This is a genomic window from Paracoccus acridae, from assembly GCF_014642735.1.
GTDB lineage: Bacteria > Pseudomonadota > Alphaproteobacteria > Rhodobacterales > Rhodobacteraceae > Paracoccus > Paracoccus acridae.
In genome coordinates, this window is sequence record NZ_BMIV01000002.1 from 14,840 (window position 1) to 35,594 (window position 20,755).

Here is a 20,755-nt window from a genome sequence, read left to right on the forward strand (position 1 = left end):
ACGTCATGTCGATCACCGAGGATCAGGCCCGAAAGGTCGCCCATCTGGCACGCATCGCCGTCGATGACGCCGCCTTGCCCGCGTTGGCGCGCGAACTGAACGGCATCCTGCATTTCATGGAACAGTTGAACGAAGTGGATGTCACCGGCGTCGAGCCGATGACCGGCGTCACCCCCATGCGCCTCAAGCGGCGCGAGGATGTCGTGACCACCGGCGACATGGCCGACCGCATCCTGTCCAATGCCCCCGACGCGCGCGAGGGGTTCTTTGCCGTCCCGAAGGTGGTGGAATGACCGATCTGAACACGCTGACCATCGCCGCCGCCCGCGACGCCCTGCGCAAGGGCGACACCACCGCCGTCGAACTGACCGAGGCCTGCCTTTCGGCCATCGACGCCGCAGGCGCGCTGAACGCCTTTGTCCACCACACGCCCGACATGGCCCGCGACATGGCCCAGGCGGCGGATGCCCGGATCAAGGCGGGCAATGCCGCCGCGCTGACCGGCATCCCCCTGGGCATCAAGGATGTCTTCTGCGTGAAGGGCGTGCCCAGCCAGGCCGCCAGCCGCATCCTGGAGGGATTTCGCCCGGAATACGAATCCACCGTCACCCAGAACCTGTGGAATGCTGGCGCGGTGATGCTGGGCAAGCTGAACCAGGACGAATTCGCGATGGGTTCGGCTAACGAATCCAGCTGCTACGGCCCCGCCGTGAACCCTTGGAAGGTCGATGACCGGCAGTTGACGCCGGGCGGATCGTCCGGCGGCTCGGCGGCGGCGGTGGCGGCTGATCTGTGCCTTGCGGCGACCGGAACCGATACCGGCGGCTCGATCCGCCAGCCTGCGGCCTTCACCGGCATCGTGGGGCTGAAGCCCACCTATGGCCGGGTCAGCCGCTGGGGCGTGATCGCCTATGCGTCGTCCTTGGACCAGGCCGGGCCGATGACCAAGACGGTGCGCGACGCGGCGATCATGCTGGGCGCGATGGCGTCCGTCGATCCGCAGGATTCGACCAGTGCCGACCATCCCGTTCCCGATTACGAATCCCTGCTGACCGGCGACATCCGGGGCAAGCGCATCGGTATCCCGCGCGAATACCGCTTGGACGGGATGCCCGCCGAAATCGACGCCCTGTGGCACAAGGGCGCGGAAATGCTGCGCGACGCGGGTGCCGAGATCGTCGATATCAGCCTGCCGCATACGAAATACGCGCTGCCCGCCTATTACGTCATCGCCCCGGCCGAGGCGTCCTCGAACCTCGCCCGTTACGACGGGGTGCGCTATGGCCACCGCGCCAAGCTGGGCCAGGGCGACGGCATTACCGAGATGTATGAAAAGACCCGCGCCGAGGGCTTCGGCCCCGAGGTGCAGCGCCGCGTGATGATCGGCACCTATGTGCTGTCGGCGGGCTTCTATGACGCCTATTACAACCGCGCCCGCAAGGTCCGCGCGCTGATCAAGCGCGACTTCGACAATGTCTTCGCCGAAGGGATCGACGCGATCCTGGCGCCGACGACGCCGACGGCCGCCTTCGGGATCGGCGCGATGGACAGCAGCGACCCGGTGCAGATGTATCTGAACGATGTCTTCACGGTGACGCTGAACCTGGTCGGCCTGCCCGGCATCGCGGTGCCCGTGGGCCTGGACAAGAAGGGCCTGCCGCTGGGCCTGCAGATGTTCGGCAAGCCTTTCCAGGAAGACGAACTTCTGAACCACGCGCTTGTTCTGGAACGCGCTGCCGGATTTGTGGCAAAGCCCGAACGCTGGTGGTAGGGTCGCCCCAGTGGCATATCCAGGAGGCATGATGCGCGGCTGTCTGATCCTTTCGGTGCTGGCGCTTGCCGGCTGTGGCGAACACCTGGGCTGGAACCCGAACTACAACTTCGGCCCGACCCGCTATGGCGAATACCGCGCCACGCGAGAGGCTGCCCTGGTGACGGCCACGGAATCGCCCAGGACCATCCCGGTCGCGCGGCCCTTCTATGCCCCCACCGGCGCGGACATCGCCGGCCAAAGCCCCGTGCCGATCCCGCCGACCATGGGCGTGGACAAGGTCCGCGTGGTCAGGCCCGCGGCCGTTCCCGCGCCCCGTTCCGGCGAACCTGTCGTGATCGTGCCCCCATCCATGCGCACGGGCGACCAGCCCCCGCTGTGAGCGAGGGCTTCCCCAGCCCCAACCACGGCGACAGGCGCGGTCAGCGTCCCGAGCTGATCGTCCTGCACTATACCGGCATGGCGGACACGGCCGAGGCCCGCGCGCGCCTTTGCGACCCCAGGGCCGAGGTCAGCGCGCATTGGCTGGTCCACGAGGACGGTCGCACAGAAGCCCTTGTCCCCGAGGATCGCCGCGCCTGGCACGCGGGTGCCGGGTCCTGGCGGGGCCGGGACGACGTGAACTCGCGCAGCATCGGGATCGAGATCGCCAATCCGGGCGACCGTCCCTTTCCCCTGGCCCAGATGGATGCTGTCGTTGCCCTGCTGCGCGACATCATGGCCCGTTGGTCCATCGGCCCCGGGGCCGTGATCGCCCATTCCGACATGGCCCCCGGCCGCAAGATCGACCCCGGCCCCCGCTTCGACTGGCAGCGCCTGGCGCGGGAAGGCATGGCGGTGCCAGGGGGGCAGGGACCGGACCTGCCGTTGGCCGACAGCCTGACCCGTATCGGCTATCCGCCGGTCGATCCCGGCCTGCGCCTGGCCGCGTTCCGCCTGCGGTTCCGCCCATGGGGGAAGGGGGCCGAATGCGCTGCCGACCGCCGCTGTGCGGCCTTCGTGGCCGCCTTCCTGACCGCATCAGAGGATGGCGCCGGAGTCTGACATCCGCGTTCCGCAAGCCTTGATCGGCGGCCCAAAGATTTTTGCAGATCCGCCAAAATTTCCGCTTGCACCCCCCTGCGGCATTGCCTAAACACCGCTCCACGCCACCCGGACAGACGGGAAGCGAAACACAGTGGCCCGTTCGTCTATCGGTTAGGACGTCAGGTTTTCAACCTGAAAAGAGGGGTTCGACTCCCCTACGGGCTGCCACTTCTTCTTTTAAATTCGCGACGTCGTGCCCTGTCCCTTGGGACAGAGGATCGGCTTATCAAAGCCTTGGTCCGGCCGGTTAACACATCCGAAGCTGCTTGCTGCGGCTTGATTGCGCTCCAGCCTCGATGGGAATGGCGGCTGGTCGTATGGATGCGCAGCGCGATCACCAAAGGCGGACACAAGCGTGACTGCGTCTCTACCCCCGAGACAGATGCGGCCCCCCTGCCTTTCGACAGAGGGGCCGGATCACCGTACATCTTCCGACTGGCAGCCTAAGCGACTGTGCCCTGCCGCGCGGCCTTGCGGCGGGCGACCCGTGCCCGGATCGCCTCGACATCGGTGACGGGGGTCGCCGCGAACAATTGCCGCGTATAGGGATGGGTCGGGTTGGCAAAGATCGCCTCGCGCGTGCCCTGTTCGACCGCCTCGCCCTTCGAGATCACCATCACATCGTCCGCGATATAGCGCACCACCGACAGGTCGTGGCTGACGAAGACATAGGTCAGGCCCATCTCGTCCTGCAGGTCGGCCAGCAGGTTCAGCACCTGCGCCTGCACCGACAGGTCCAGCGCCGAGACGGGTTCGTCCAGCACCAGCAGCGACGGGTTCAGCATCAAGGCCCGCGCAATGGCGATCCGCTGCCGCTGCCCGCCCGAGAACATGTGCGGATAGCGGTTGTAATGCTCGGGCATCAGCCCGACCTTCTGCAGCATCGCCCGCGCCCGGTCGCGGCGTTCGGCGGCGGGCACGTCGGTGTTGATGATCAGGGGCTCGGTCAGCACGTCGCCGATCTTCTGGCGGGGGTTCAGGCTGCCATAGGGGTTCTGGAACACCATCTGCACCTTGGACCGCAACTCGGGGCCGGGGCGGCGGGCGGAAATGTCCACGCGCTGCCCTTCGATCAGCAACTCGCCACCCGAGGCCGGGTCGATCAGCGCGATGATGCGCGCCAGCGTGGACTTGCCGGACCCGGATTCGCCGACGATGGCCAGCGTCTTGCCCTTCTGCACGCTGAAGTCGATGCCCTTGACCGCGCGGACATTCCTGGCGCGGCGCAGCATGTTGCCCGGAACGTGGTAATCGCGGACGATGGCGCGTCCCTCGACGACGGGGGTCATCGCACGGCCTCCTTATCGAAAAAGTCGGACACGGTGGGCAGGCGGTCGCCGGTCGCGTGTTCCGGCAGGGCCGCCAGCAGCGCGCGGGTATAGGGGCTTTGCGGGTTCTCGAACAGGTCAAGCACCTCGGCCTCTTCCATCTTGCGGCCCTTGTACTGGACCACCACGCGGTCGGCGGTCTCGGCCACCACGCCCATGTCATGGGTGATGAGGATCAGGCCCATGCCGTAATCCTCCTGCAAGGACATCAGCAGGTCCAGGATCTGCTTCTGGATGGTCACGTCCAGGGCGGTCGTGGGTTCGTCCGCGATCAGCAGGCGCGGGTTCGATGCGATGGCGATGGCGATCATCACCCGCTGGCACTGCCCGCCCGACATCTGGTGGGGATAGGCCTTCAGCTTCTCCTCGGGCTCCGGGATGCCCACGGCGCGGAACAGTTCCAGCGCGCGGTTCCGCGCGGCCTTGCCCGACAGGCCCAGGTTGAGGCGCAGGACCTCCTCGATCTGGAAGCCCACGGTGAAGGACGGGTTGAGGGACGCCACGGGTTCCTGGAAGATCATCGTGATCTCGCGCCCGATCAACTTGCGCCGCTGGGCCGGGGTCATGGCCAGGATGTCCTGGCCGTCATAGGTCATCTGGTCGGCGGTGACGGTGGCGGTGTCAGGCAGAAGCCCCATCACCGCCAGCATCGACACCGACTTGCCCGACCCGGATTCGCCGACGATGGCCAGGACCTCGCCCCGGTTCACGGACAGGTCCACCCCATCCACGGCGGTGAAGCTGCCGGTCGCGGTGGCGAAGCGGACGGTCAGGTTGCGGATGGTCAGCAGGGACATCGGTCAGCTCCGCTTCAGTTTGGGGTCGAGCGCGTCGCGAAGCCCGTCGCCCATCATGTTGATCGCGAGCACCGACACCAGGATGGCCAGCCCCGGCAGGGTGACGACCCACCAGGCGCGCAGGATGAATTCGCGCGCCTCGGCCAGCATGGTGCCCCATTCAGGCGCGGGCGGCTGCGCGCCCATGCCCAGGAAGCCAAGCGCGGCCGAATCCAGCACGGCCGAGGAGAAGGACAGCGTGGCCTGCACGATCAGCGGCCCCAGGCAGTTGGGCAGGATGGTCTTGAACATCAGGCGCAAGTTGCCCGCGCCTGCCACACGCGCGGCGGTGACGTATTCGCGCTGCATTTCCCCCATCACGGCGGCGCGGGTCAGGCGTGCGAAATGCGGCTGATAGACGATGGCGATGGCGATCATCGCATTGGTCAGTCCCGGTCCCAGGATGGCGACCAGCACAAGCGCCAGCAGCAGCGACGGAAAGGCCAGGATCACGTCCATCACCCGCATGATGACCGCATCGACCCAGCCCCGGAAGAAGCCGGCGATCAGCCCGATGATGACGCCGCCCACCAGGGCGATCGCCACCACCACGATGCCAATGAACAGCGAATACTGCGCGCCGAAGATCAGCCGCGACAGCATGTCCCGGCCCACGGCATCGGTGCCCAGCAGGAACTCGGCTCGGCCCCCTTCCTGCCAGACGGGCGGCAAGAGGAAGGCGTCGCGATATTGCATGGTCGGATTGTGCGGCGCCAGCACGGGCGCAAAGATCGCGGTCAGCACCAGCAGGACAAAGACGAACAGCCCGGCCACGGCGCCCCGGTTCTGGCGGAAATAGAACCAGAACTCGGCCAGCATCTGGCGGCGGATCGCGCTGCTGGACAGTTGGACGGTATCGCTCATGACGCGCGGATCCTCGGGTTGATAAGGCCATAGGTCAGATCGACCAGCAGGTTCACCACCATCACCATCCCGGCGATCAGCAGCAGGCCCGACTGCACGACCGGATAGTCGCGCCGGGAGATGGAATCGATCATCCACTTGCCGATGCCCGGCCAGGAAAAGATCGTCTCGGTCAGGATGGCGCCCGCGATCAGCACGCCGATCTGCAGGCCGATGGTGGTCACGACCGGGATCATCGCGTTGCGCAGCGCATGGACGCCGATCACCCGGCGGCGCGGCATTCCCTTGGCGCGGGCGGTGCGGACGTAATCCTCGCCCATCACCTCAAGCATGGCGGACCGGGTCTGCCGCGCGATCACCGCCAGCGGGATCGTGGCCAGCACGACCGATGGCAGGATCAGGTGGCTGACGGCCGATGTGAACGCGCCCTCTTGCCCCGAGATCAGGCTGTCGATCAGCATGAAGCCCGTCACCTGCGGGAAGTAATACATCAGGCTGATCCGCCCCGACACGGGCGTCCAGCCCAGGAAGCCGGAAAAGAAGATGATCAGCAGAAGGCCCCACCAGAAGATCGGCATCGAGAAGCCGACAAGGGCCGAGGTCATCGAGATCTGGTCGAACCAGCTTCCGCGCTTGATCGCGGCCAGCACGCCCACCGGCACGCCGATCAGCGTGGCGATCAGGATCGCGCAAAGGCCCAGCTCGACCGTCGCCGGGAACAGGGCCAGGAATTCCGTCAGGACGGGCTTCTTCGTGACAAGCGAATTGCCCAGGTCGCCCTGCAGCAGGCGCCCCAGGAAGTCGAAATACTGCATCACGACCGGCTTGTCGAAACCCAGTTGCGCGCTGAGTTCGGCGTGGCGTTCGGGCGAGACGCCGCGTTCGCCCGCCATCAGCAGCACCGGGTCGCCCGGCAGGATGCGGACGAAGCCGAAGGCCACGATGGTGATCCCCAGGAAGGTCGGGATCAGATACAACAGCTTTGAAAGCAGGAAACGGACCATATGCCTTGTTCCTTTGGGAACGCGCGGGTTTTCGGCCCGCGCGTTCGTCTGTCAGACAATGTGATGCAGGCTTATTCGGCCAGATCCACGGTTTCGAAGGTAAAGTCGCCCAAGGGGCTCATGACGAAGCCCGACACCTCGGACCGCATCGGCACATATTGCGTCGAATGGGCGATGGTCAGCCAGGGGGCCTGGTCCTTGAAGATCACCTGGGCCTGTTCATAGAGCTTCGTGCGCTCTGCCTGGTCCGAGGTCACCTTGGCCTGCTGCAGCAGGTCCGAGAATTCCTCGTTGCACCAGAAGGCGCGGTTCGCGCCGCCTTCCTTGGCGGAATCGCAGGATAGCAGCACCGACAGGAAGTTGTCGGGATCGCCGTTGTCGCCGGTCCAGCCCAGGATCACCGCGCCGTCACGGCCGGGTTCCATCGACTTGGACAGGTATTCGCCCCATTCATAGGACACGATCTGCGCGTTGACGCCGACCTTGGACAGGTCTTCCTGCATCAGTTCGGCCGTGCGGCGGGCATTGGGCATATAGGGCCGCTGCACGGGCATCGCCCAGATGTTCATCGACAGGTTCGTGACGCCTTCGGCCTCCAGCATGGCCTTGGCGGCCTCGGGATCATAGGGGTCGTCCTGGACCGCGTCGTTATAGGACCACATGGTGGGCGGGATCGGGTTCTTGGCCGGTTCCGCCGCGCCCTGGAAGACGCCCTGGATGATCGCTTCCTTGTTGATGGCCATGTTCAGCGCCTTGCGGACCTTCGGATTGTCGAAGGGCGCGACCGTGGTGTTATAGGCCAGATAGCCCACGTTCAGGCCCGGCTGTTCGTCCAGCTTCAGGCTGTCATCGGCCTTGATGGATTCCAGATCCGCCGGCGAGGGATAGGGCATCAGGTGGCATTCGCCGGCCTTCAGCTTTTGCAGCCGGACCGAGGAATCAGGCGTGATGGCGAAGATCAGGTCGTCGATCTTGGGCGCCTCGCCCCAGTAATCGGCGTTCTTCTGGTACCGGATCACCGCGTCCTTCTGATAGGCCACGAAGCGGAATGGACCCGTGCCGATCGGCGTGTTGTTCAGGTCTTCCTTGGTTCCGGCGGCTTCCAGGGCGTCGGCGTATTCCTTGGACACGATGGACGCGAAGGGCATCGCGATATTGGCCAGGAACGGCGCCTCGGGCTGGTTCAGCGTGAACTTGACGGTATAGTCGTCAACCTTCTCGACCGACTTCACCAGGTTCGGCATGTCCATCGAGGTGTAGTATTCATAGGTGATGCCGGGAATGTACTGGTGCCAGGGGTGGTTGGGATCACCCTGCCGCTGGAACGAGAAGACCACGTCATCGGCGTTGAAGTCGCGCGTGGGCGTAAAGCGGTCGTTCGAATGGAACTTGACGCCCTGGCGCAGCTTGAAGGTGTATTCGGTGCCGTCCTCGGACACTTCCCAGCTTTCGGCCAAGCCCGGCTCGACCTCGGTCGTGCCCTTCTTGAACTCGGTCAGGCGGTTGTAGATCGGGTGGCCCGACGCGTCGAAGGTGGTGCCCGACGTATAGGGCGAGGGATCGAAGCCTTCGGGCGAGGCTTCCGAGCAATAGACGAAGGTCTTTGCTTCGGCAAAGGCGGTCGTCAGAGCCAGCGCCGATACGGCCAGAAGGCCATGGGACAGATATTTCATGCGAATGATCCTTTCGCTCTCTGTTGATCTTGCGACCGCGTTGTCGCCGGGCTTCGCGGTGCGTATTTCTTGGGCATGTTTCCGATGAGGCAAGTTGCGCCACCAGCAACAGCCTGTAAAGCCGGTTCCCTTCACATGCTGCAAGCCGGACGTAAGGTCAATCGTCCTTACCCAAACAGCAGTCTTCCTCTTCCACCGCAGATCGAACCGGTTGCCAGAAGCACCCACTTGGTTTCCAGCGCGCGATCCTGCACCTTTTGGTTGAACGGAATTGGTGGCCGCGCGAGCGCCGCCCCATCAAGGTTCCCTTGATTTTCCGCAAAGGCGAGGATCTGCGCATCGTGCAGTTCCCGAAGGCGCCCTTTCGCCGATGGATTTTCCATGATCTCGCAAGCCGATGTTATCCCATGTTTTCCCCAAGCCTGGGTTGATCTTTTGAATCGTGGACAGGTTTTAGTGCCAGCATCATGATCAACTTCAGTGATAGGTTCTTGAAGCAGCACACGCCTTGCGTGCCGGGTCTTCAGGGCATCGCTCCATGCAACATTCACTACCCGAAGTTGCTGAACAGGGAGATCCAGTCCTATGCCGACCACGACCCAAACCAGCGAAGAATGGTGGATCAACGACCAGACGCCCGACAATCCTTTCGGGAAAAGCGAAGACTACGAGGCATTCCTGACCTATGTCGGTGCCTTGAACCGCAGCCTGACGCCCGCGATCGCGGCGCAGCCCCTGCGGATCAACGTTCATGAACTGAACAACCATCCCGACTACAAGGCTGCGGCCATCGGTGCCCTGGATCTCTGGTCCTCGGTCACGCCGCTGCGGTTCGAGATCGTCGATGACGCGCCTTTCGACCGCAACAAGGACTGGATGCAGGTGGTCAGCCCCGAACTGGGCGAACCCAGCGACGGCAGCGCCTTTTCCAGCAACCGCTATGTCAGCATCGGCCAGCGGTTCCACGACACCGAGCCGAACCTGACGGATATCGGCGGCTATGTGTTCGACTCCTTCGTTCACGAATTCGGCCATGAATTCGGCCTGAACCATCCCGGCCTGTACAATTACAGCGGCCCCGGCGGCGTGCAGATCAACTATCTGAACAACGCCACCTGGATCTATGACCGCCAGCAATACAGCGTCATGTCCTATTTTGACGGGATCGACGTGGGCGAGGAAAGCCGCTGGTCGGCCGTGACGCCGCTGATGGCCGATATCGAGGCGGTGATCCGCCGGTTCTTCTCGACGGTGGGGGAAAACGGTCAGCGCGTCTATCAGACGATCGACCTGAACACCGGAAACGATGTCTATGGCTTCAACAGCACGGTCTATGGGTACGAACTGACCTCGACCGGGATGCAGCGCGACATCGGCTTTGTCATCCATGACACGGGCGGCGACGACACGATCGACTTTTCCGGATCCACGGCGGGCACGATCCTGGATCTGCGCGCGGGCCAGTTTTCCAGCGTGAACGGCCACAGCAACAATGTGTCGATCTTTGCCGGGCATAATGCGGACCGGACCGAATACTATGTCGAAAAGGGCATCGGCAGCCGCTTTGCCGACATCCTGATCGGCAATGACGGAAACAACGTCCTGGACGGACGCGGCGGCGGTGACCGCATGGCGGGCAATGGCGGCGACGACATCTATTTCGTCGATTCTGCCGATGACATCGTGCGAGAGGAAGCCGGCGGCGGAAACGACACCATCATCGTCATCGCCGAGGGCCTGGATCTGGGCGACGTCGCCAATGTCGAGAACATCGTCTATGCCGGCGGAACGGTTGTCGAACCGGGCGATGACGTCGATGATGGTCCCGCAGGTGGCCCGGCCCTGGGCAGCATCCTGATAGGCCAGGCGGGCGCTGACACCCTGAACGGGGGTGCGGGCGGCAACACGATCTTCGGCCTTGGCGGTGACGACCTGATCATCGGCGGGCGCGATTCGCTGGCCAGCCGCGACATCAACAACACCATCCCCGTCGCGGACCTTGAGGATCAGACCGAAAGCGACGACGGGGACGACGCGCTTTATGGCGGGGACGGCAACGACACCATCTTCGGCGGTGCCGGCGACGACACGCTGGACGGCGGCAATGGCGACGACATGATGATGGGCCAGGATGGCGTCGATGTCTTCCGGGGCGGCGCGGGCAGCGACACGGTCGATTTCAGCCGGGAAAGCCCGTTCCAGTTGCTGGTCAACCTGGAAACCAACGTTGCCAGCGGCGGCACCGCATCGGGCGACACCTTCTTCAGCATCGAGAACCTGATCGGCTCGGACGACCGGATCGACCGCTTCATTGGCAATGCCGACGCGAACCATTTCCGGGGCCAGGGCGGCGGCGATTATTTCAACGGGCGCGACGGCAACGACTTGCTGGACGGCGGCAACGACGGCGACATCATCTATGGCGAGGGCGGCGACGACACGGTGATCGGCGGCGCGGGCCAGGATTACCTGGACGGCGGCAGCGGGATCGACACGGTCGTCTATGAAGGCAGCTCGGCCGGGGTCAGGATCGACCTTGCCGACGGTTCCGCCCGTGGCGGCGATGCCGACGGTCCGGTGCAGATCGTGGGACGGGGAACAGTCATCCGCCACGACATCCTTGTCGGGTTCGAAAACGCCGTCGGGTCGGTCTTCGACGACCACATCATCGGCACCGACGGGGCCAATGTCTTGTCCGGTGGTTCGGGCAACGATACGCTGTCGGGCGGCGAAGGCCGCGACACCCTGATGGGCGGCGCGGGGCGCGACACGGCGGATTACGCCGATGCCGCGGCCGGGGTCCGCATCGGCCTGGCAAGCGGGCAGTCCGAAGGCGACACCTATGTTTCCATCGAGAATGTCGCGGGTTCGGGCTGGAACGACCGGCTGACCGGGGATCGCGGGGCCAATGTGCTGACCGGGCAGGGCGGAAACGACGATCTGAAAGGCGGGGCCGGCGACGACACCCTGATCGGGGACTTCGCCGATCAGGGCCCTGCCGTTCCGCGCCCCGGCCTGGGCAGCGGCTATGCGACGCTGGGACCCGACGCGACCAACGGTTCGATGGCGACCGCCTTTGATATTTCCGACAACTTCTCGCTGACGGCGGATCCGGACATCTTCGATTCGACCACGGTCCTGCATACCACGGTCAACGCCACCGGGACGGGCGAGGGGGGATACTACCGCATCGACCTGGCGGCGGGCACGCTGATCACCATCGACATCGACGGCATCGCCGATCCCAATGTCCATGACAGCTGGGTCAGGCTGCTGGACAGCGACGGAAACGTCGTCGCCGAAAACGACGATGGCGGCGGCGATCCCGGATCGAACAGCAGCCGGGATTCCAGCACCGTCTTCACCGTCGAGAAGACGGGGACATACTATATCCTGGAAGGAAGCTGGTCGCCCACGGCGCCGGGCGATGGCTGGTCGCCGTCCGTTCCCGAAGGCTCGACCTACAAGCTGAACGTGTCGGTGGAGTTTCCGCCCGAACCGGTCCAGCCCGGCGTCGCGGGCATGGACACCCTGCGCGGCGGGGCCGGCAGCGACCTTCTGGATGGCGGGCTGGCTGCCGACTTCCTGATCGGCGGCGCGGGCGAGGACAGCTTCCGCTTCTCGACGGCGCTTGGAAATGGCAACATCGACCGCATCTCGGACTTCGACGTGACCGAAGACCTGATCCTGTTGGCGAGCGACGTCTTCGACGCGATCGGCGGGCTGGGCACCCTGGCCTTCGGGGCGTTCCGCAGCGGTCCCGGCGGTGCCGCGCAGGATGCGGATGACCGCATCGTCTATGACAGGAACAGCGGCTTCCTGTCCTATGACGCCGATGGCACCGGTCAGACGGATGCGATCAGGTTCGCGCGGCTGGGCTCGAATCTCAATCTTTCGGCCGAAGACTTCTATATCGTCTGATAACGCCTGGAACGGGGCGCGATCCTGCGCCCCGTTTCCCCGAAGCATCAAGGAATACCTCATGAAGCGGCTTGCAGGTTACCGCATGATGTTGCTGGCCGCCGCCACCGCAGCGGTCGGGGCGGGTGCAGGCGCGGACACGACGCGCCCCGGCAATATCCAGATTACGATCGGCTTCGAAGATGGCAAGTCCATCCCCGAGGGCCGGCTTGTCGTTCACCTGGACGACCCTGCCGGTCGCCGCCAGACTGGGACGACCGCCGAAAGCGACGGAAAGGCGACGAGGATCAGCCTGTTCCTGCCATCCGTCCCCGACAGGTCTTCGCCCCGGCAGGTCGTGGCGCAGTTGCAGCGTGCCGACGGCTGGCTGCTGGCGCGGGGCAGCGCGCAGCTTGAAGGCGACGCGCCGGTCGCCATCACGCTCTATACCGTCATGTACTGAAGGAACCGTCCGGCTGACGGCAGGCGGCGCGACCCGGCGAAGTCCCGGTCCCCCGCCGTTATCGGGATCCGCCTTTTGACCGGAACGTCGTGAAAAGATCCCAGGCGCCTAGGGCTACCGTAAGCCCCACCACGCAAATCAGGTCGGTGCGGGGAACGTGGATCACCAGGATGGCCAGGAAGGCCACCATGACGACGAAGGCAAAGATCGCCAGGAACAGGTTCATGTTGTCATCCTCCGTGACCCGAGGTTTCAAGATGCGCGGCCAGCCAGCGGGCCGTGCGCAGCAGCCTGGCGTCGTCGCCCCGCCGCCCGACAAGCTGGATGCCCATCGGCAGGCCGTTTTCGGCCCGGAACACCGGAAGAGTCACCGCCGGCATCCCCGTCAGCGTCCATAGCCCGTTGAAGATCGCGTCCCCGGTACCGGCCAGTCCCGCAGGCGCTGGCCCCGGTGCCGCCGGGCACAGGATCGCGTCGCAGCGTGCGAACACCGGCTCCATGGCGGCGTTCAGAAGCATCCGCCAATCAAGCGCCGCGATATAGTCGCGCGCGAGGACCGCCTTCCCTTCGTCCATTGCGCCTTTCAGGATATCCGACATGCGGTCCCGCCCGCGCCTTTCAAGGGCATGATAGCACTTTGCCATTTCGGCGAAGTTGATCCGGCGGCGGATCGCGGCGGCGTCCTCCAGTCCAGGGACGGCCACCTCGAAGCACTGATCGCCCAGGAAGGTCGCCAGTTCCTGCACCGCCGCCGTGGTCTGCGGATCCGCCTGGTCCCAGTCGGGGGGCTTCAGGAAGGCAAAGACAGGGGTCACCGGCGGCGGGGCCTGGGCGGTATCCAGCAGGGGCGGGGCGGGCAGGGGCTCGGTCGCCTGGTCGGCGGGATCGTGGCCCGCAAGCACCTGGGCCAGAAGCGCGCAATCGGCGACGCTGCGGGCGAAGACGCCCACCGTGTCCAGCGTGGGCGACTGCATCAGGATGCCGGTCCTGGGGATCAGGCCGAAGCTGGGCTTCAGTCCGACGACCCCGCAGAAGGCGGCGGGGCGGATCACGGAACCGCCGGTCTGCGTGCCCACCGCCAGCGGCACCATGCCAGCGGCGACGGCCGCGGCCGACCCTTGGGACGATCCCCCGGGCGTATGGTCGGGATTGTGCGGGTTGCGGGTCCGTCCCGGATGCAGAAAGGCGCATTCGGTCGTCACCGTCTTGCCCAGGATGATCGCGCCCGCCGCGCGCAGGCGCGCGACGATCCAGGCATCCTCGGCCGGAACCCGGCCCGCGTCGATGGGCGTGCCGTTTTCGGTGGGGATGCCCTTTGTGTCGATCACATCCTTCAGGCCCACCGGCAAGCCGTGCAGCGGTCCCAGGGGCCGCCCGGACTGGCGCCATTGGTCAAGCCGTTCCGCCTGCGCCAAGGCATGATCATTGTCGATCCAGGCCCAGGCGCCGATCTGCGGTTCCAGTTCGGCGATGCGGGCCAGGCAGGCGCGGACCAGATCGGCCGCCCGCAACGCGCCCGAGGCCAGGCGGTCGCGCAGTTCGACCGCATCGAGGCCAAGCACAGCCTGCATCTTAGCGCGAGGGGCCATAGACGGCATCCGGCAGGCTGAAGACGATTTGCGGGAACAGATACATGATCACCATGGATATGATGACCAGCCCGCAATAGGGAAGCATTCCCGCGAAAATCTCGGTCAGCTTGACGTTCTCGGGCGCGATGCCCTTGAGGTAATAGGCGCTCATCGCCATGGGGGGCGTCAGGAAGGCGGTCTGCAGGTTCAAGGCCACAAGAACGCCGAAGAACAGCGGGTCGATGCCGAACATCGGCAGAAGCGGCAGGAAGATCGGCACGAAGATGATGATGATCTCGGACCATTCCAAGGGCCAGCCCAGCAGGAAGATGATGAGCTGGGCCATGATCAGGAACTGGACGGGGGTCAGGTCCAGGCCTGCCACGAAGTCGGCGATGACCTTCTCGCCGCCCAGATAGCTGAAGACGGCCGCGAACACATAAGATCCGACGAACAGCCAGCAGACCATCGCCGTCGTCCGGACGGTCAGATAGACGCTTTCGCGAAGCCGGTCGAAGGTCATCGCGCGATAGGCGGCAGCCAGAAGAATGCCACCAAGCGCGCCGATCGAGGCCGCCTCGGTCGGGGTGGCAAGGCCGAAGAGGATCGAGCCGAGAACCGCCAGGATCAGCGCGGCCAGGGGGATGAAGCTGGTGGTCAGCAGCCAGATCAGCTTGCCCAGGGGCATGGAAGGGACTTCATCCTCGGTCGGACGCGGCGCGAGGCTTGGGTTGATGATGGCCCGGGTCACGATATAGATGAAATACAGGCCGACCAGCACCAGCCCCGGCAGCAGCGTCGCGGCATAAAGTCGGACGATGGACACACCCGAGGTCGCGGCATAGACGATCAGCATGATGGATGGCGGGATCAGGATGCCCAGGGTTCCGCCCGCGCAGATGATGCCCGCCGCGAAGCTGTGGTTGTAGCGCATCTTCAGCATCTGCGGCAGCGCCAGAAGGCCCAGCAGCGTGACGACCGCCCCCACGATCCCCGTCGCCGTCGCAAACAGCGCGCAGGTGATCAGGGTCGCCACGCCCAGGGCCCCCGGCAGGTTCCGCGTCGCCACTGCAAGCGTGCTGAACAGCCGGTCCACGATATTGGCGCGCTCGACGATGTATCCCATGAACAGGAACAGCGGCACGGCCGTCAAAACCTCGTTCGAGATGACCGTATAGGTCTGGTTCACGAACAGGTCGAAGATCCTGTTGTTGTAGAACCCTTCAAGCCAAAGCTGCGTCGATTCCCAAAGCCCTGCGTCTTCTTCAAGCCGGTTGTATGACCGCCACATCCGGCCCGGATCGTAGTAAGCGTAATAGCCGAACCCGATGCCGATGGCCATCAGGGTGAAGGCGATGGGAAAACCCAGAAACACGCAGAAAATGAAGATGCCAAGCATGAACAAGGCGATCTGGGGATCGGTCACGACGCTAGCTCCAGCTTCGGGGTTGGCAAGGGGGACATGCCGGCGTCAGGCCGGACCGTGCGGATGTTCGTTGGCTTCCTGCTGCATCAGGATCGTCTCGGTTTCCTCGACATCGTGGTCCAGCGGGGGCCAGGTGCCGGTGCGGATGCAGATGATGCAGCGCATGACCTGCGCGATGCCCTGGAAGAACAGCAGAATGCCTGCCGCGACGATCACCGTCTTGAACTGATAGATGGGGATGCCGGCGGGGCTGTTCACCGACACCTCGCCATAGCTCCAGGATCGGGCGGCGTATTTCCATCCGGCAAAGATCAGCGCCAGGATGCCGGGGAAGAAGAAGATCAGATACAGCACAAGATCGACCCGCGCCTGGGTCCTGTCCGACCACAGCCGGTACAGGAAATCGCCCCGCACATGGCCGCCGCGCGACAGGGTATAGGCGCCGCCCATCATGAACAGCGTGCCATACATCATGAAGCTGATGTCCAGCGCCCAGGGTGTCGGCCGGTTGAACAGATAGCGGACCATGACCTCATAGCTCATCCCGACGGTCATCAGGATGATCAGCCATGCGAAGGCCTTGCCGAACCAGGCCGAAAGGGCGTCGGCGAACTGGATGTACTTCTGCATTGCGCAAAGCTCCTGGCAGCCACGTCACGGGGTGGGCGGGCGCGGGGACATCCCGCGCCCCTGACGGTCACAGCTTCAGCTTGCCGGGATAGTAATGTTCGTAGGCAAGCCCCAGGTCGGGCGCGTTCATCAGTTCGTAATAGGCCACCTGTTCGGTCCAGGCGCGCTGGCTGTCCATGACCTTCTTGTTGAAGGGATCGGCTTCCAGATCCACGATCAGCTTGTCCCATGCCTCGATCTGGGCGGCCAGGATCTCTTGCGAGGTGCGGTGGACGGTGACGCCGCCCGCGGCCAGTTCGGCCAAGTCCTTCGAATACTCGCGCATCGCCAGGGCCAGGTTCGCCGTCGCCGAAGCCTCGACGCCGTATTTCAGGATCGCCTGCAGATCCTCGGGCAGGTCGTCCATGAAATCGCGGTTGAAGATGAACTCGAAGGATTCCGAGGCCTGATGGTACGATGCGAGGTAATAGTTCTTGGCGACGTCCTGCGCGCCGAAGCGGCGGTCGGACGTCGGGTTGTTGAACTCGAAGGCGTCGATCACGCCGCGCTCCATCGCGGGGACGATCTCTCCGCCCGGCAACTGGGCCACGGACATGCCCATCGCCTGCAACAGGTCGGCGGCAAGGCCCACGGTGCGGTATTTCAGCCCCTGCACGTCGGCGACGGCGTTGACCTCGTTCTTGAACCAGCCGAAGGGCTGTGCCGGCATCGGCATTCCCATATAGCCATAGACGTTCAGGCCCAGGATATCCTGGGTCAATTCGCGGTAAAGTTCAGCGCCACCCCCCTGATAGAACCAGGCCAGCATCGTCGAGGCCGAGCCGCCGAAGACCGGGCCAGTCCCGAAGAAGGACGCCGCCTTCGACTTGCCGTACCAATAGACCGGAACGGTATGGGCCGCGTCGATCACGCCGTCATGCACCGCATCCATGACCTGGAAGGCACCCACCACGGACCCGGCGGGCAACAGGTCGATGGTCAGGCGACCCCCCGACATCTCCTCGACCCGCGTCACATAGTCCTGCGCCATCTGCTGCCAGATGTCCGAGGCGGGCCAGGACGTCTGCATCTTCATGACGATCGGGGCTTGCGCAAGCACGGGCGGCGCCGCCAGGGCCACCGCTGCGGCGGCGGTTCCGCCCATGGCGCCCGTGCGCAGGAAAGATCGGCGCGAGAAACGCGCTGAATCGACAGTGTCGGTCATCGGTGTCCTCCCAGACAATGAAGCCGCTTGGCGCGACATTTTATTGCCTGCTCAATAGGGACGACGAAACGGATTTGCGCAACTGTACTTTTGTGGGACATTTTGCATTTTTTTGATCTATTGCACATTTGCCGCGCCTAGATAGCCGTGGATGACTTACGGCCCGCCCGGTCCGTCCGGCAGGGCCAGGACTTACAGGGGACCATGATGACCAAGCCCAGACTGGTGATGACCCGCAGGTTCCGCCCGGCGGTCGAGCAAAGGGCCGCGCGCGATTACGACGTGGTCCTGAATCCCGACGACAGGGTGCTGTCCCCGCAAGACCTTGTCGCCGCCTGCATGAACGCCGATGCGGTGATGGCCTGCCATTCCGAACTGTTCGGCGCCGACGTCATCCGCGCCCTTGGTCCCCGCCTGAAGATCATCGCCAATCATTCGGTAGGCACCGACCATGTGGATCTTGCGGCGGCCGCGGCGGCAGGCATCACGGTCACGAACACGCCCGACGTGCTGTCCGACGCGACGGCGGAAATCGCGATGCTGTGCATGTTGGGTGCCGCCCGGCGCGGCGCGGAAGGCGACGCTCTAGTCCGGTCGGGTCAGTGGAATTTCTGGTCGCCCGACTTCATGGTCGGCCGCCAGGTCACGGGCAAGCGTTTCGGCATCCTGGGAATGGGCCGGGTGGGCCAGGTCGCCGCCGAACGCGCGCGCGGGTTCGGGATGCAGGTCCATTACCACAACCGGCGGCGCCTGCCGGCCCATCTGGAAAAGGGCGCGGTCTTTCACGACAGCCTGGAAAGCCTGCTGTCCGTGTCGGACGTTCTCAGCCTGCACTGCCCCGCAACGCCCGGGAATGACGGGATCATCAACGCCCGGACCCTGGCGATGCTTCCCGACAGGGCCATCGTCGTGAACACCGCGCGGGGAATGCTGATCGACGAGGATGCGCTTGTCCAGGCGCTGCAATCGGGCCGGCTTTTCGCCGCCGGCCTGGATGTGTTCAGGACCGAACCCGGCGGCAATCCCGCACTGGCGGCCTTGCCCAATGTCTTTCTGCTGCCCCATATCGGGTCGGCCACCGAAGAAACCCGCGATGCGATGGGGTTCAGGGCGCTGGACAACCTCGATGCGTTCTTTGCAGGCCGCGAGCCGTCGGACCGCGTGGCCTGACGGGGCAGGGCCTGCGGCGCGGATCACTGGGGCAGGGCATAGGTCGCGGTGATCGAACCGTACCAGTCGGACAGGGCCTTGATGTCCTCGTCCGTCAGGTCGCGCGCGATGATGCTCATTTGCGGATCCTCGCGCCTGCCCGCGCGAAAATCCTGCAACTGCTTGGACAGATAATCCGCGCTTTGCCCGCCGATATTGGGGATCATCGGGTTGGTCCCCATACCGTCAAGGCCGTGACAAACCCGGCAGGTCTGGGCCTGGCCCGGCGGGGTGGCCGTCTGCGCCAGAGCGGCCCCGGCGCCCAGGCCGAACGCGGTGACAAGAACCGCGCCGAACAATGATTTCATGATGTGATGCCTTCGTGGAGGGATGCGGGGCGGCGGACGCCGCCCCGGCCTGGATCAGTTGGCAGGCGCCGGGGGCGGTGTTTCCGCCGCGTCGCCATCGGCGCCCTCCGCTGCCGCATCGGCGGCCTGCGCATCCGTGCCACCGGCGGCGCTGTCCTGCGTCGAAGCATCCCCTGTATAGGCGATCCGCCAGATCGCCCCGGCAAAGTCGTCCGACACCAGCATCGACCCGTCGCGCAAAAAGGCGATGTCCATCGGACGGCCCCGGTATTCGCCGGTCTCGCTGTCCAGCCAGCCATCGGCGAAGACCTCGGTCCCGGCGGCATTGCCGTCGGCATCAAGCCGGGTGAACATGACCCGCGCGCCGATGGGCGTGGTCCTGTTCCAGCTGCCGTGCTGGGCCGAGAAGATGCCGCCGCGATATTCCTCGGGGAACGAGTTTCCGGTATAGAACCTCATGCCCAGGTCGGCCGCATGGGCGTCCATCTTGACCTGCGGCTCGACGAATTCGACCCCGTCGGGGCGCGGGACTTCCTTGTAGTCGGGGACCTCGACCTCGGCATTGGTCCAGGGGAAGCCGAAATGCTGGCCTGCCTCGGTCTGGCGGTTCAATTCGCCAGGCGGGATGTCGTCGCCCAGACCGTCCACCTGGTTGTCGGTGAACCACAGATCGCCGTTGGCCGGGTTGAAGTCATGCCCGACCGAATTGCGGACGCCCCGTGTGAAGACCTCTCGCTCGGTGCCGTCGATGTTCATACGGATGATGCCGCCGATGCCGATCTCGTCGTATTTTTCCAGCTTGTCCTGGGGCTGCACGTTATAGGGCTGGCCCAGCGAGATATAAAGCTTGCCATCCGGGCCGATGCGGCAGACGCGGGCGGTATGGTTGAAGCTTTCCTCCTCGGCCGGGATCAGCTGGCCTTGCGACACCACGGTGCCCACGGCAGGGTCGGGGCCTTCGAAGAAGAATTCGGCCGCCGGAAATTGCAGGACGCGGTTGCGTTCCGCGATATACAGGAACCCGTCGGGCGAGAAGCAGGGACCGTTCGGAATGTCGAAGGTCAGCGAGGGGGCGAAATCCATCACCTCGTCGGCGACCCGGTTCCGGTCGCGGTCCACGACCGACCAGACCTTGTCCTTGCGCGTGCCGACAAACACGACGGTGCCCTGCGGCGCCACCGCCATCGACCGCGCGTCCGGGACGACCGCATAAAGGCTGACCTCGAAGCCGTCGGGGACATTGATATGCGGCACGATCGCCTTCAGCGATTCCGCGTTCGGACCGCCCTGGTCGATGCGGGTGAAGGTGGCGTCGGTGCGCTGCATTCCCTGCAGCGTTTCCAGGTTGTCCTGGGCAAAGGCCGGCGTTGCAAGGGCAGTCGTCAGAAGCAGTCCGCAAAGTCTTGCGTGTCTCATGGTGTCTCCTCCCTGATGCAGTCCAATGTCTTGAACGATCGGGCGGCGCCTCCTCCAAAGGCCACC

The 20,755-nt window shown here is 64.8% G+C and carries 20 protein-coding genes and 1 tRNA gene; 8 read left to right on the plus strand and 13 right to left on the minus strand.

The genetic code is table 11. The features are described from left to right. Nucleotides 1-5 precede the first annotated feature (5 nt). The 5 genes from gatC to IEX25_RS03195 all read left to right on the plus strand — a co-directional run bounded on the left by gatC (nucleotide 6) and on the right by IEX25_RS03195 (nucleotide 3,025). Nucleotides 6-293 (plus strand): Asp-tRNA(Asn)/Glu-tRNA(Gln) amidotransferase subunit GatC, encoded by a 288-nt coding sequence (gene gatC, locus IEX25_RS03175; RefSeq protein ID WP_103173279.1) that lies wholly within the window; start codon nucleotides 6-8, stop codon nucleotides 291-293. Continuing rightward, nucleotides 290-1,771, plus strand: coding sequence for an Asp-tRNA(Asn)/Glu-tRNA(Gln) amidotransferase subunit GatA (gene gatA / locus IEX25_RS03180; RefSeq protein WP_188714015.1), 1,482 nt, complete (start codon nucleotides 290-292; stop codon nucleotides 1,769-1,771). The genes gatC and gatA overlap by 4 nt, the downstream gene beginning before the upstream one ends. Before the next feature lie 31 nt (nucleotides 1,772-1,802). After that, nucleotides 1,803-2,153 (plus strand): hypothetical protein, encoded by a 351-nt coding sequence (locus tag IEX25_RS03185; RefSeq protein WP_188714016.1) that lies wholly within the window; start codon nucleotides 1,803-1,805, stop codon nucleotides 2,151-2,153. Continuing rightward, on the plus strand, nucleotides 2,150-2,815 hold the full coding sequence (locus IEX25_RS03190) for an N-acetylmuramoyl-L-alanine amidase (protein WP_268236121.1): 666 nt from the start codon (nucleotides 2,150-2,152) through the stop codon (nucleotides 2,813-2,815). Before IEX25_RS03185 ends, IEX25_RS03190 begins: the two co-directional genes overlap by 4 nt. 135 nt (nucleotides 2,816-2,950) lie before the next feature. After that, nucleotides 2,951-3,025 (plus strand) — tRNA-Glu (locus tag IEX25_RS03195). Between the two features lie 275 nt (nucleotides 3,026-3,300). On the opposite strand, the gene IEX25_RS03200 is transcribed toward IEX25_RS03195, so the two are convergent. The 6 genes from IEX25_RS03200 to IEX25_RS03225 all read right to left on the minus strand — a co-directional run bounded on the left by IEX25_RS03200 (nucleotide 3,301) and on the right by IEX25_RS03225 (nucleotide 8,945). Beyond that, on the minus strand, nucleotides 3,301-4,146 hold the full coding sequence (locus IEX25_RS03200; protein ID WP_188714017.1) for an ATP-binding cassette domain-containing protein: 846 nt from the start codon (nucleotides 4,144-4,146) through the stop codon (nucleotides 3,301-3,303). Next, on the minus strand, nucleotides 4,143-4,982 hold the full coding sequence (locus IEX25_RS03205) for an ABC transporter ATP-binding protein (RefSeq protein WP_188714018.1): 840 nt from the start codon (nucleotides 4,980-4,982) through the stop codon (nucleotides 4,143-4,145). The genes IEX25_RS03200 and IEX25_RS03205 overlap by 4 nt, the downstream gene beginning before the upstream one ends. A gap of 3 nt (nucleotides 4,983-4,985) precedes the next feature. After that, a complete protein-coding gene (locus IEX25_RS03210) occupies nucleotides 4,986-5,885 on the minus strand; it encodes an ABC transporter permease subunit (protein ID WP_103173284.1) in 900 nt (299 codons plus the stop codon). Then, nucleotides 5,882-6,889, minus strand: a complete 1,008-nt coding sequence (locus IEX25_RS03215; protein ID WP_103173285.1) for an ABC transporter permease subunit — start codon at nucleotides 6,887-6,889, stop codon at nucleotides 5,882-5,884. The genes IEX25_RS03210 and IEX25_RS03215 overlap by 4 nt, the downstream gene beginning before the upstream one ends. A 71-nt stretch (nucleotides 6,890-6,960) precedes the next feature. Beyond that, the gene (locus tag IEX25_RS03220) at nucleotides 6,961-8,562 is read right to left on the minus strand and encodes an ABC transporter substrate-binding protein (protein ID WP_188714019.1); all 1,602 of its coding nucleotides are present in this window, start codon (nucleotides 8,560-8,562) and stop codon (nucleotides 6,961-6,963) included. Nucleotides 8,563-8,729: 167 nt separating this feature from the next. Continuing rightward, nucleotides 8,730-8,945, minus strand: a complete 216-nt coding sequence (locus IEX25_RS03225) for a hypothetical protein (RefSeq protein ID WP_188714020.1) — start codon at nucleotides 8,943-8,945, stop codon at nucleotides 8,730-8,732. A 202-nt stretch (nucleotides 8,946-9,147) separates the two neighbouring features. On the opposite strand from IEX25_RS03225, the gene IEX25_RS03230 reads away from it, so the two are divergent. Next, entirely contained in the window at nucleotides 9,148-12,483 is a 3,336-nt protein-coding gene (locus IEX25_RS03230) for a M10 family metallopeptidase C-terminal domain-containing protein (protein ID WP_188714021.1), read from the plus strand. A 61-nt stretch (nucleotides 12,484-12,544) separates the two neighbouring features. After that, on the plus strand, nucleotides 12,545-12,925 hold the full coding sequence (locus IEX25_RS03235) for a hypothetical protein (RefSeq protein WP_188714022.1): 381 nt from the start codon (nucleotides 12,545-12,547) through the stop codon (nucleotides 12,923-12,925). Nucleotides 12,926-12,983: 58 nt separating this feature from the next. Here the strand turns inward: IEX25_RS03235 and IEX25_RS03240 are convergent, their stop codons facing one another. The 5 genes from IEX25_RS03240 to IEX25_RS03260 all read right to left on the minus strand — a co-directional run bounded on the left by IEX25_RS03240 (nucleotide 12,984) and on the right by IEX25_RS03260 (nucleotide 17,756). Further along, complete coding sequence (locus IEX25_RS03240) at nucleotides 12,984-13,151, minus strand: hypothetical protein (protein WP_188714023.1); 168 nt, start codon at nucleotides 13,149-13,151, stop codon at nucleotides 12,984-12,986. Between the two features lie 4 nt (nucleotides 13,152-13,155). Continuing rightward, complete coding sequence (locus IEX25_RS03245) at nucleotides 13,156-14,496, minus strand: amidase (protein ID WP_229665013.1); 1,341 nt, start codon at nucleotides 14,494-14,496, stop codon at nucleotides 13,156-13,158. 1 nt (nucleotide 14,497) lies between these two features. Further along, nucleotides 14,498-15,922: a TRAP transporter large permease gene (locus IEX25_RS03250; RefSeq protein WP_188714025.1), complete on the minus strand. Its 1,425-nt coding sequence runs from the start codon at nucleotides 15,920-15,922 to the stop codon at nucleotides 14,498-14,500. A gap of 45 nt (nucleotides 15,923-15,967) precedes the next feature. Continuing rightward, nucleotides 15,968-16,552: a TRAP transporter small permease subunit gene (locus IEX25_RS03255; protein ID WP_188714026.1), complete on the minus strand. Its 585-nt coding sequence runs from the start codon at nucleotides 16,550-16,552 to the stop codon at nucleotides 15,968-15,970. A 67-nt stretch (nucleotides 16,553-16,619) separates the two neighbouring features. Beyond that, nucleotides 16,620-17,756 (minus strand): TRAP transporter substrate-binding protein, encoded by a 1,137-nt coding sequence (locus IEX25_RS03260; RefSeq protein WP_103173292.1) that lies wholly within the window; start codon nucleotides 17,754-17,756, stop codon nucleotides 16,620-16,622. A 204-nt stretch (nucleotides 17,757-17,960) separates the two neighbouring features. Between IEX25_RS03260 and IEX25_RS03265 the strand changes: the two genes are divergently transcribed. Further along, complete coding sequence (locus IEX25_RS03265) at nucleotides 17,961-18,926, plus strand: 2-hydroxyacid dehydrogenase (RefSeq protein ID WP_188714027.1); 966 nt, start codon at nucleotides 17,961-17,963, stop codon at nucleotides 18,924-18,926. Between the two features lie 23 nt (nucleotides 18,927-18,949). On the opposite strand, the gene IEX25_RS03270 is transcribed toward IEX25_RS03265, so the two are convergent. Next, a complete protein-coding gene (locus tag IEX25_RS03270) occupies nucleotides 18,950-19,273 on the minus strand; it encodes a c-type cytochrome (protein ID WP_103173294.1) in 324 nt (107 codons plus the stop codon). 54 nt (nucleotides 19,274-19,327) lie between these two features. Further along, nucleotides 19,328-20,689, minus strand: coding sequence for a PQQ-dependent sugar dehydrogenase (locus IEX25_RS03275; RefSeq protein ID WP_188714028.1), 1,362 nt, complete (start codon nucleotides 20,687-20,689; stop codon nucleotides 19,328-19,330). Between the last annotated feature and the right edge of the window lie 66 nt (nucleotides 20,690-20,755).

What these genes read in the sequence shown, in the direction of transcription:
- gatC (WP_103173279.1), top strand. Translation starts at nt 6, where the DNA reads ATGTCGATCACCGAGGATCAGGCCCGAAAGGTCGCCCATCTGGCACGC.
- gatA (WP_188714015.1), top strand. Translation starts at nt 290, where the DNA reads ATGACCGATCTGAACACGCTGACCATCGCCGCCGCCCGCGACGCCCTG.
- IEX25_RS03185 (WP_188714016.1), top strand. Translation starts at nt 1,803, where the DNA reads ATGCGCGGCTGTCTGATCCTTTCGGTGCTGGCGCTTGCCGGCTGTGGC.
- IEX25_RS03200 (WP_188714017.1), bottom strand. Translation starts at nt 4,146, where the DNA reads ATGACCCCCGTCGTCGAGGGACGCGCCATCGTCCGCGATTACCACGTT.
- IEX25_RS03205 (WP_188714018.1), bottom strand. Translation starts at nt 4,982, where the DNA reads ATGTCCCTGCTGACCATCCGCAACCTGACCGTCCGCTTCGCCACCGCG.
- IEX25_RS03210 (WP_103173284.1), bottom strand. Translation starts at nt 5,885, where the DNA reads ATGAGCGATACCGTCCAACTGTCCAGCAGCGCGATCCGCCGCCAGATG.
- IEX25_RS03215 (WP_103173285.1), bottom strand. Translation starts at nt 6,889, where the DNA reads ATGGTCCGTTTCCTGCTTTCAAAGCTGTTGTATCTGATCCCGACCTTC.
- IEX25_RS03220 (WP_188714019.1), bottom strand. Translation starts at nt 8,562, where the DNA reads ATGAAATATCTGTCCCATGGCCTTCTGGCCGTATCGGCGCTGGCTCTG.
- IEX25_RS03225 (WP_188714020.1), bottom strand. Translation starts at nt 8,945, where the DNA reads ATGGAAAATCCATCGGCGAAAGGGCGCCTTCGGGAACTGCACGATGCG.
- IEX25_RS03230 (WP_188714021.1), top strand. Translation starts at nt 9,148, where the DNA reads ATGCCGACCACGACCCAAACCAGCGAAGAATGGTGGATCAACGACCAG.
- IEX25_RS03235 (WP_188714022.1), top strand. Translation starts at nt 12,545, where the DNA reads ATGAAGCGGCTTGCAGGTTACCGCATGATGTTGCTGGCCGCCGCCACC.
- IEX25_RS03240 (WP_188714023.1), bottom strand. Translation starts at nt 13,151, where the DNA reads ATGAACCTGTTCCTGGCGATCTTTGCCTTCGTCGTCATGGTGGCCTTC.
- IEX25_RS03245 (WP_229665013.1), bottom strand. Translation starts at nt 14,496, where the DNA reads ATGCAGGCTGTGCTTGGCCTCGATGCGGTCGAACTGCGCGACCGCCTG.
- IEX25_RS03255 (WP_188714026.1), bottom strand. Translation starts at nt 16,552, where the DNA reads ATGCAGAAGTACATCCAGTTCGCCGACGCCCTTTCGGCCTGGTTCGGC.
- IEX25_RS03260 (WP_103173292.1), bottom strand. Translation starts at nt 17,756, where the DNA reads ATGACCGACACTGTCGATTCAGCGCGTTTCTCGCGCCGATCTTTCCTG.
- IEX25_RS03265 (WP_188714027.1), top strand. Translation starts at nt 17,961, where the DNA reads ATGATGACCAAGCCCAGACTGGTGATGACCCGCAGGTTCCGCCCGGCG.
- IEX25_RS03270 (WP_103173294.1), bottom strand. Translation starts at nt 19,273, where the DNA reads ATGAAATCATTGTTCGGCGCGGTTCTTGTCACCGCGTTCGGCCTGGGC.
- IEX25_RS03275 (WP_188714028.1), bottom strand. Translation starts at nt 20,689, where the DNA reads ATGAGACACGCAAGACTTTGCGGACTGCTTCTGACGACTGCCCTTGCA.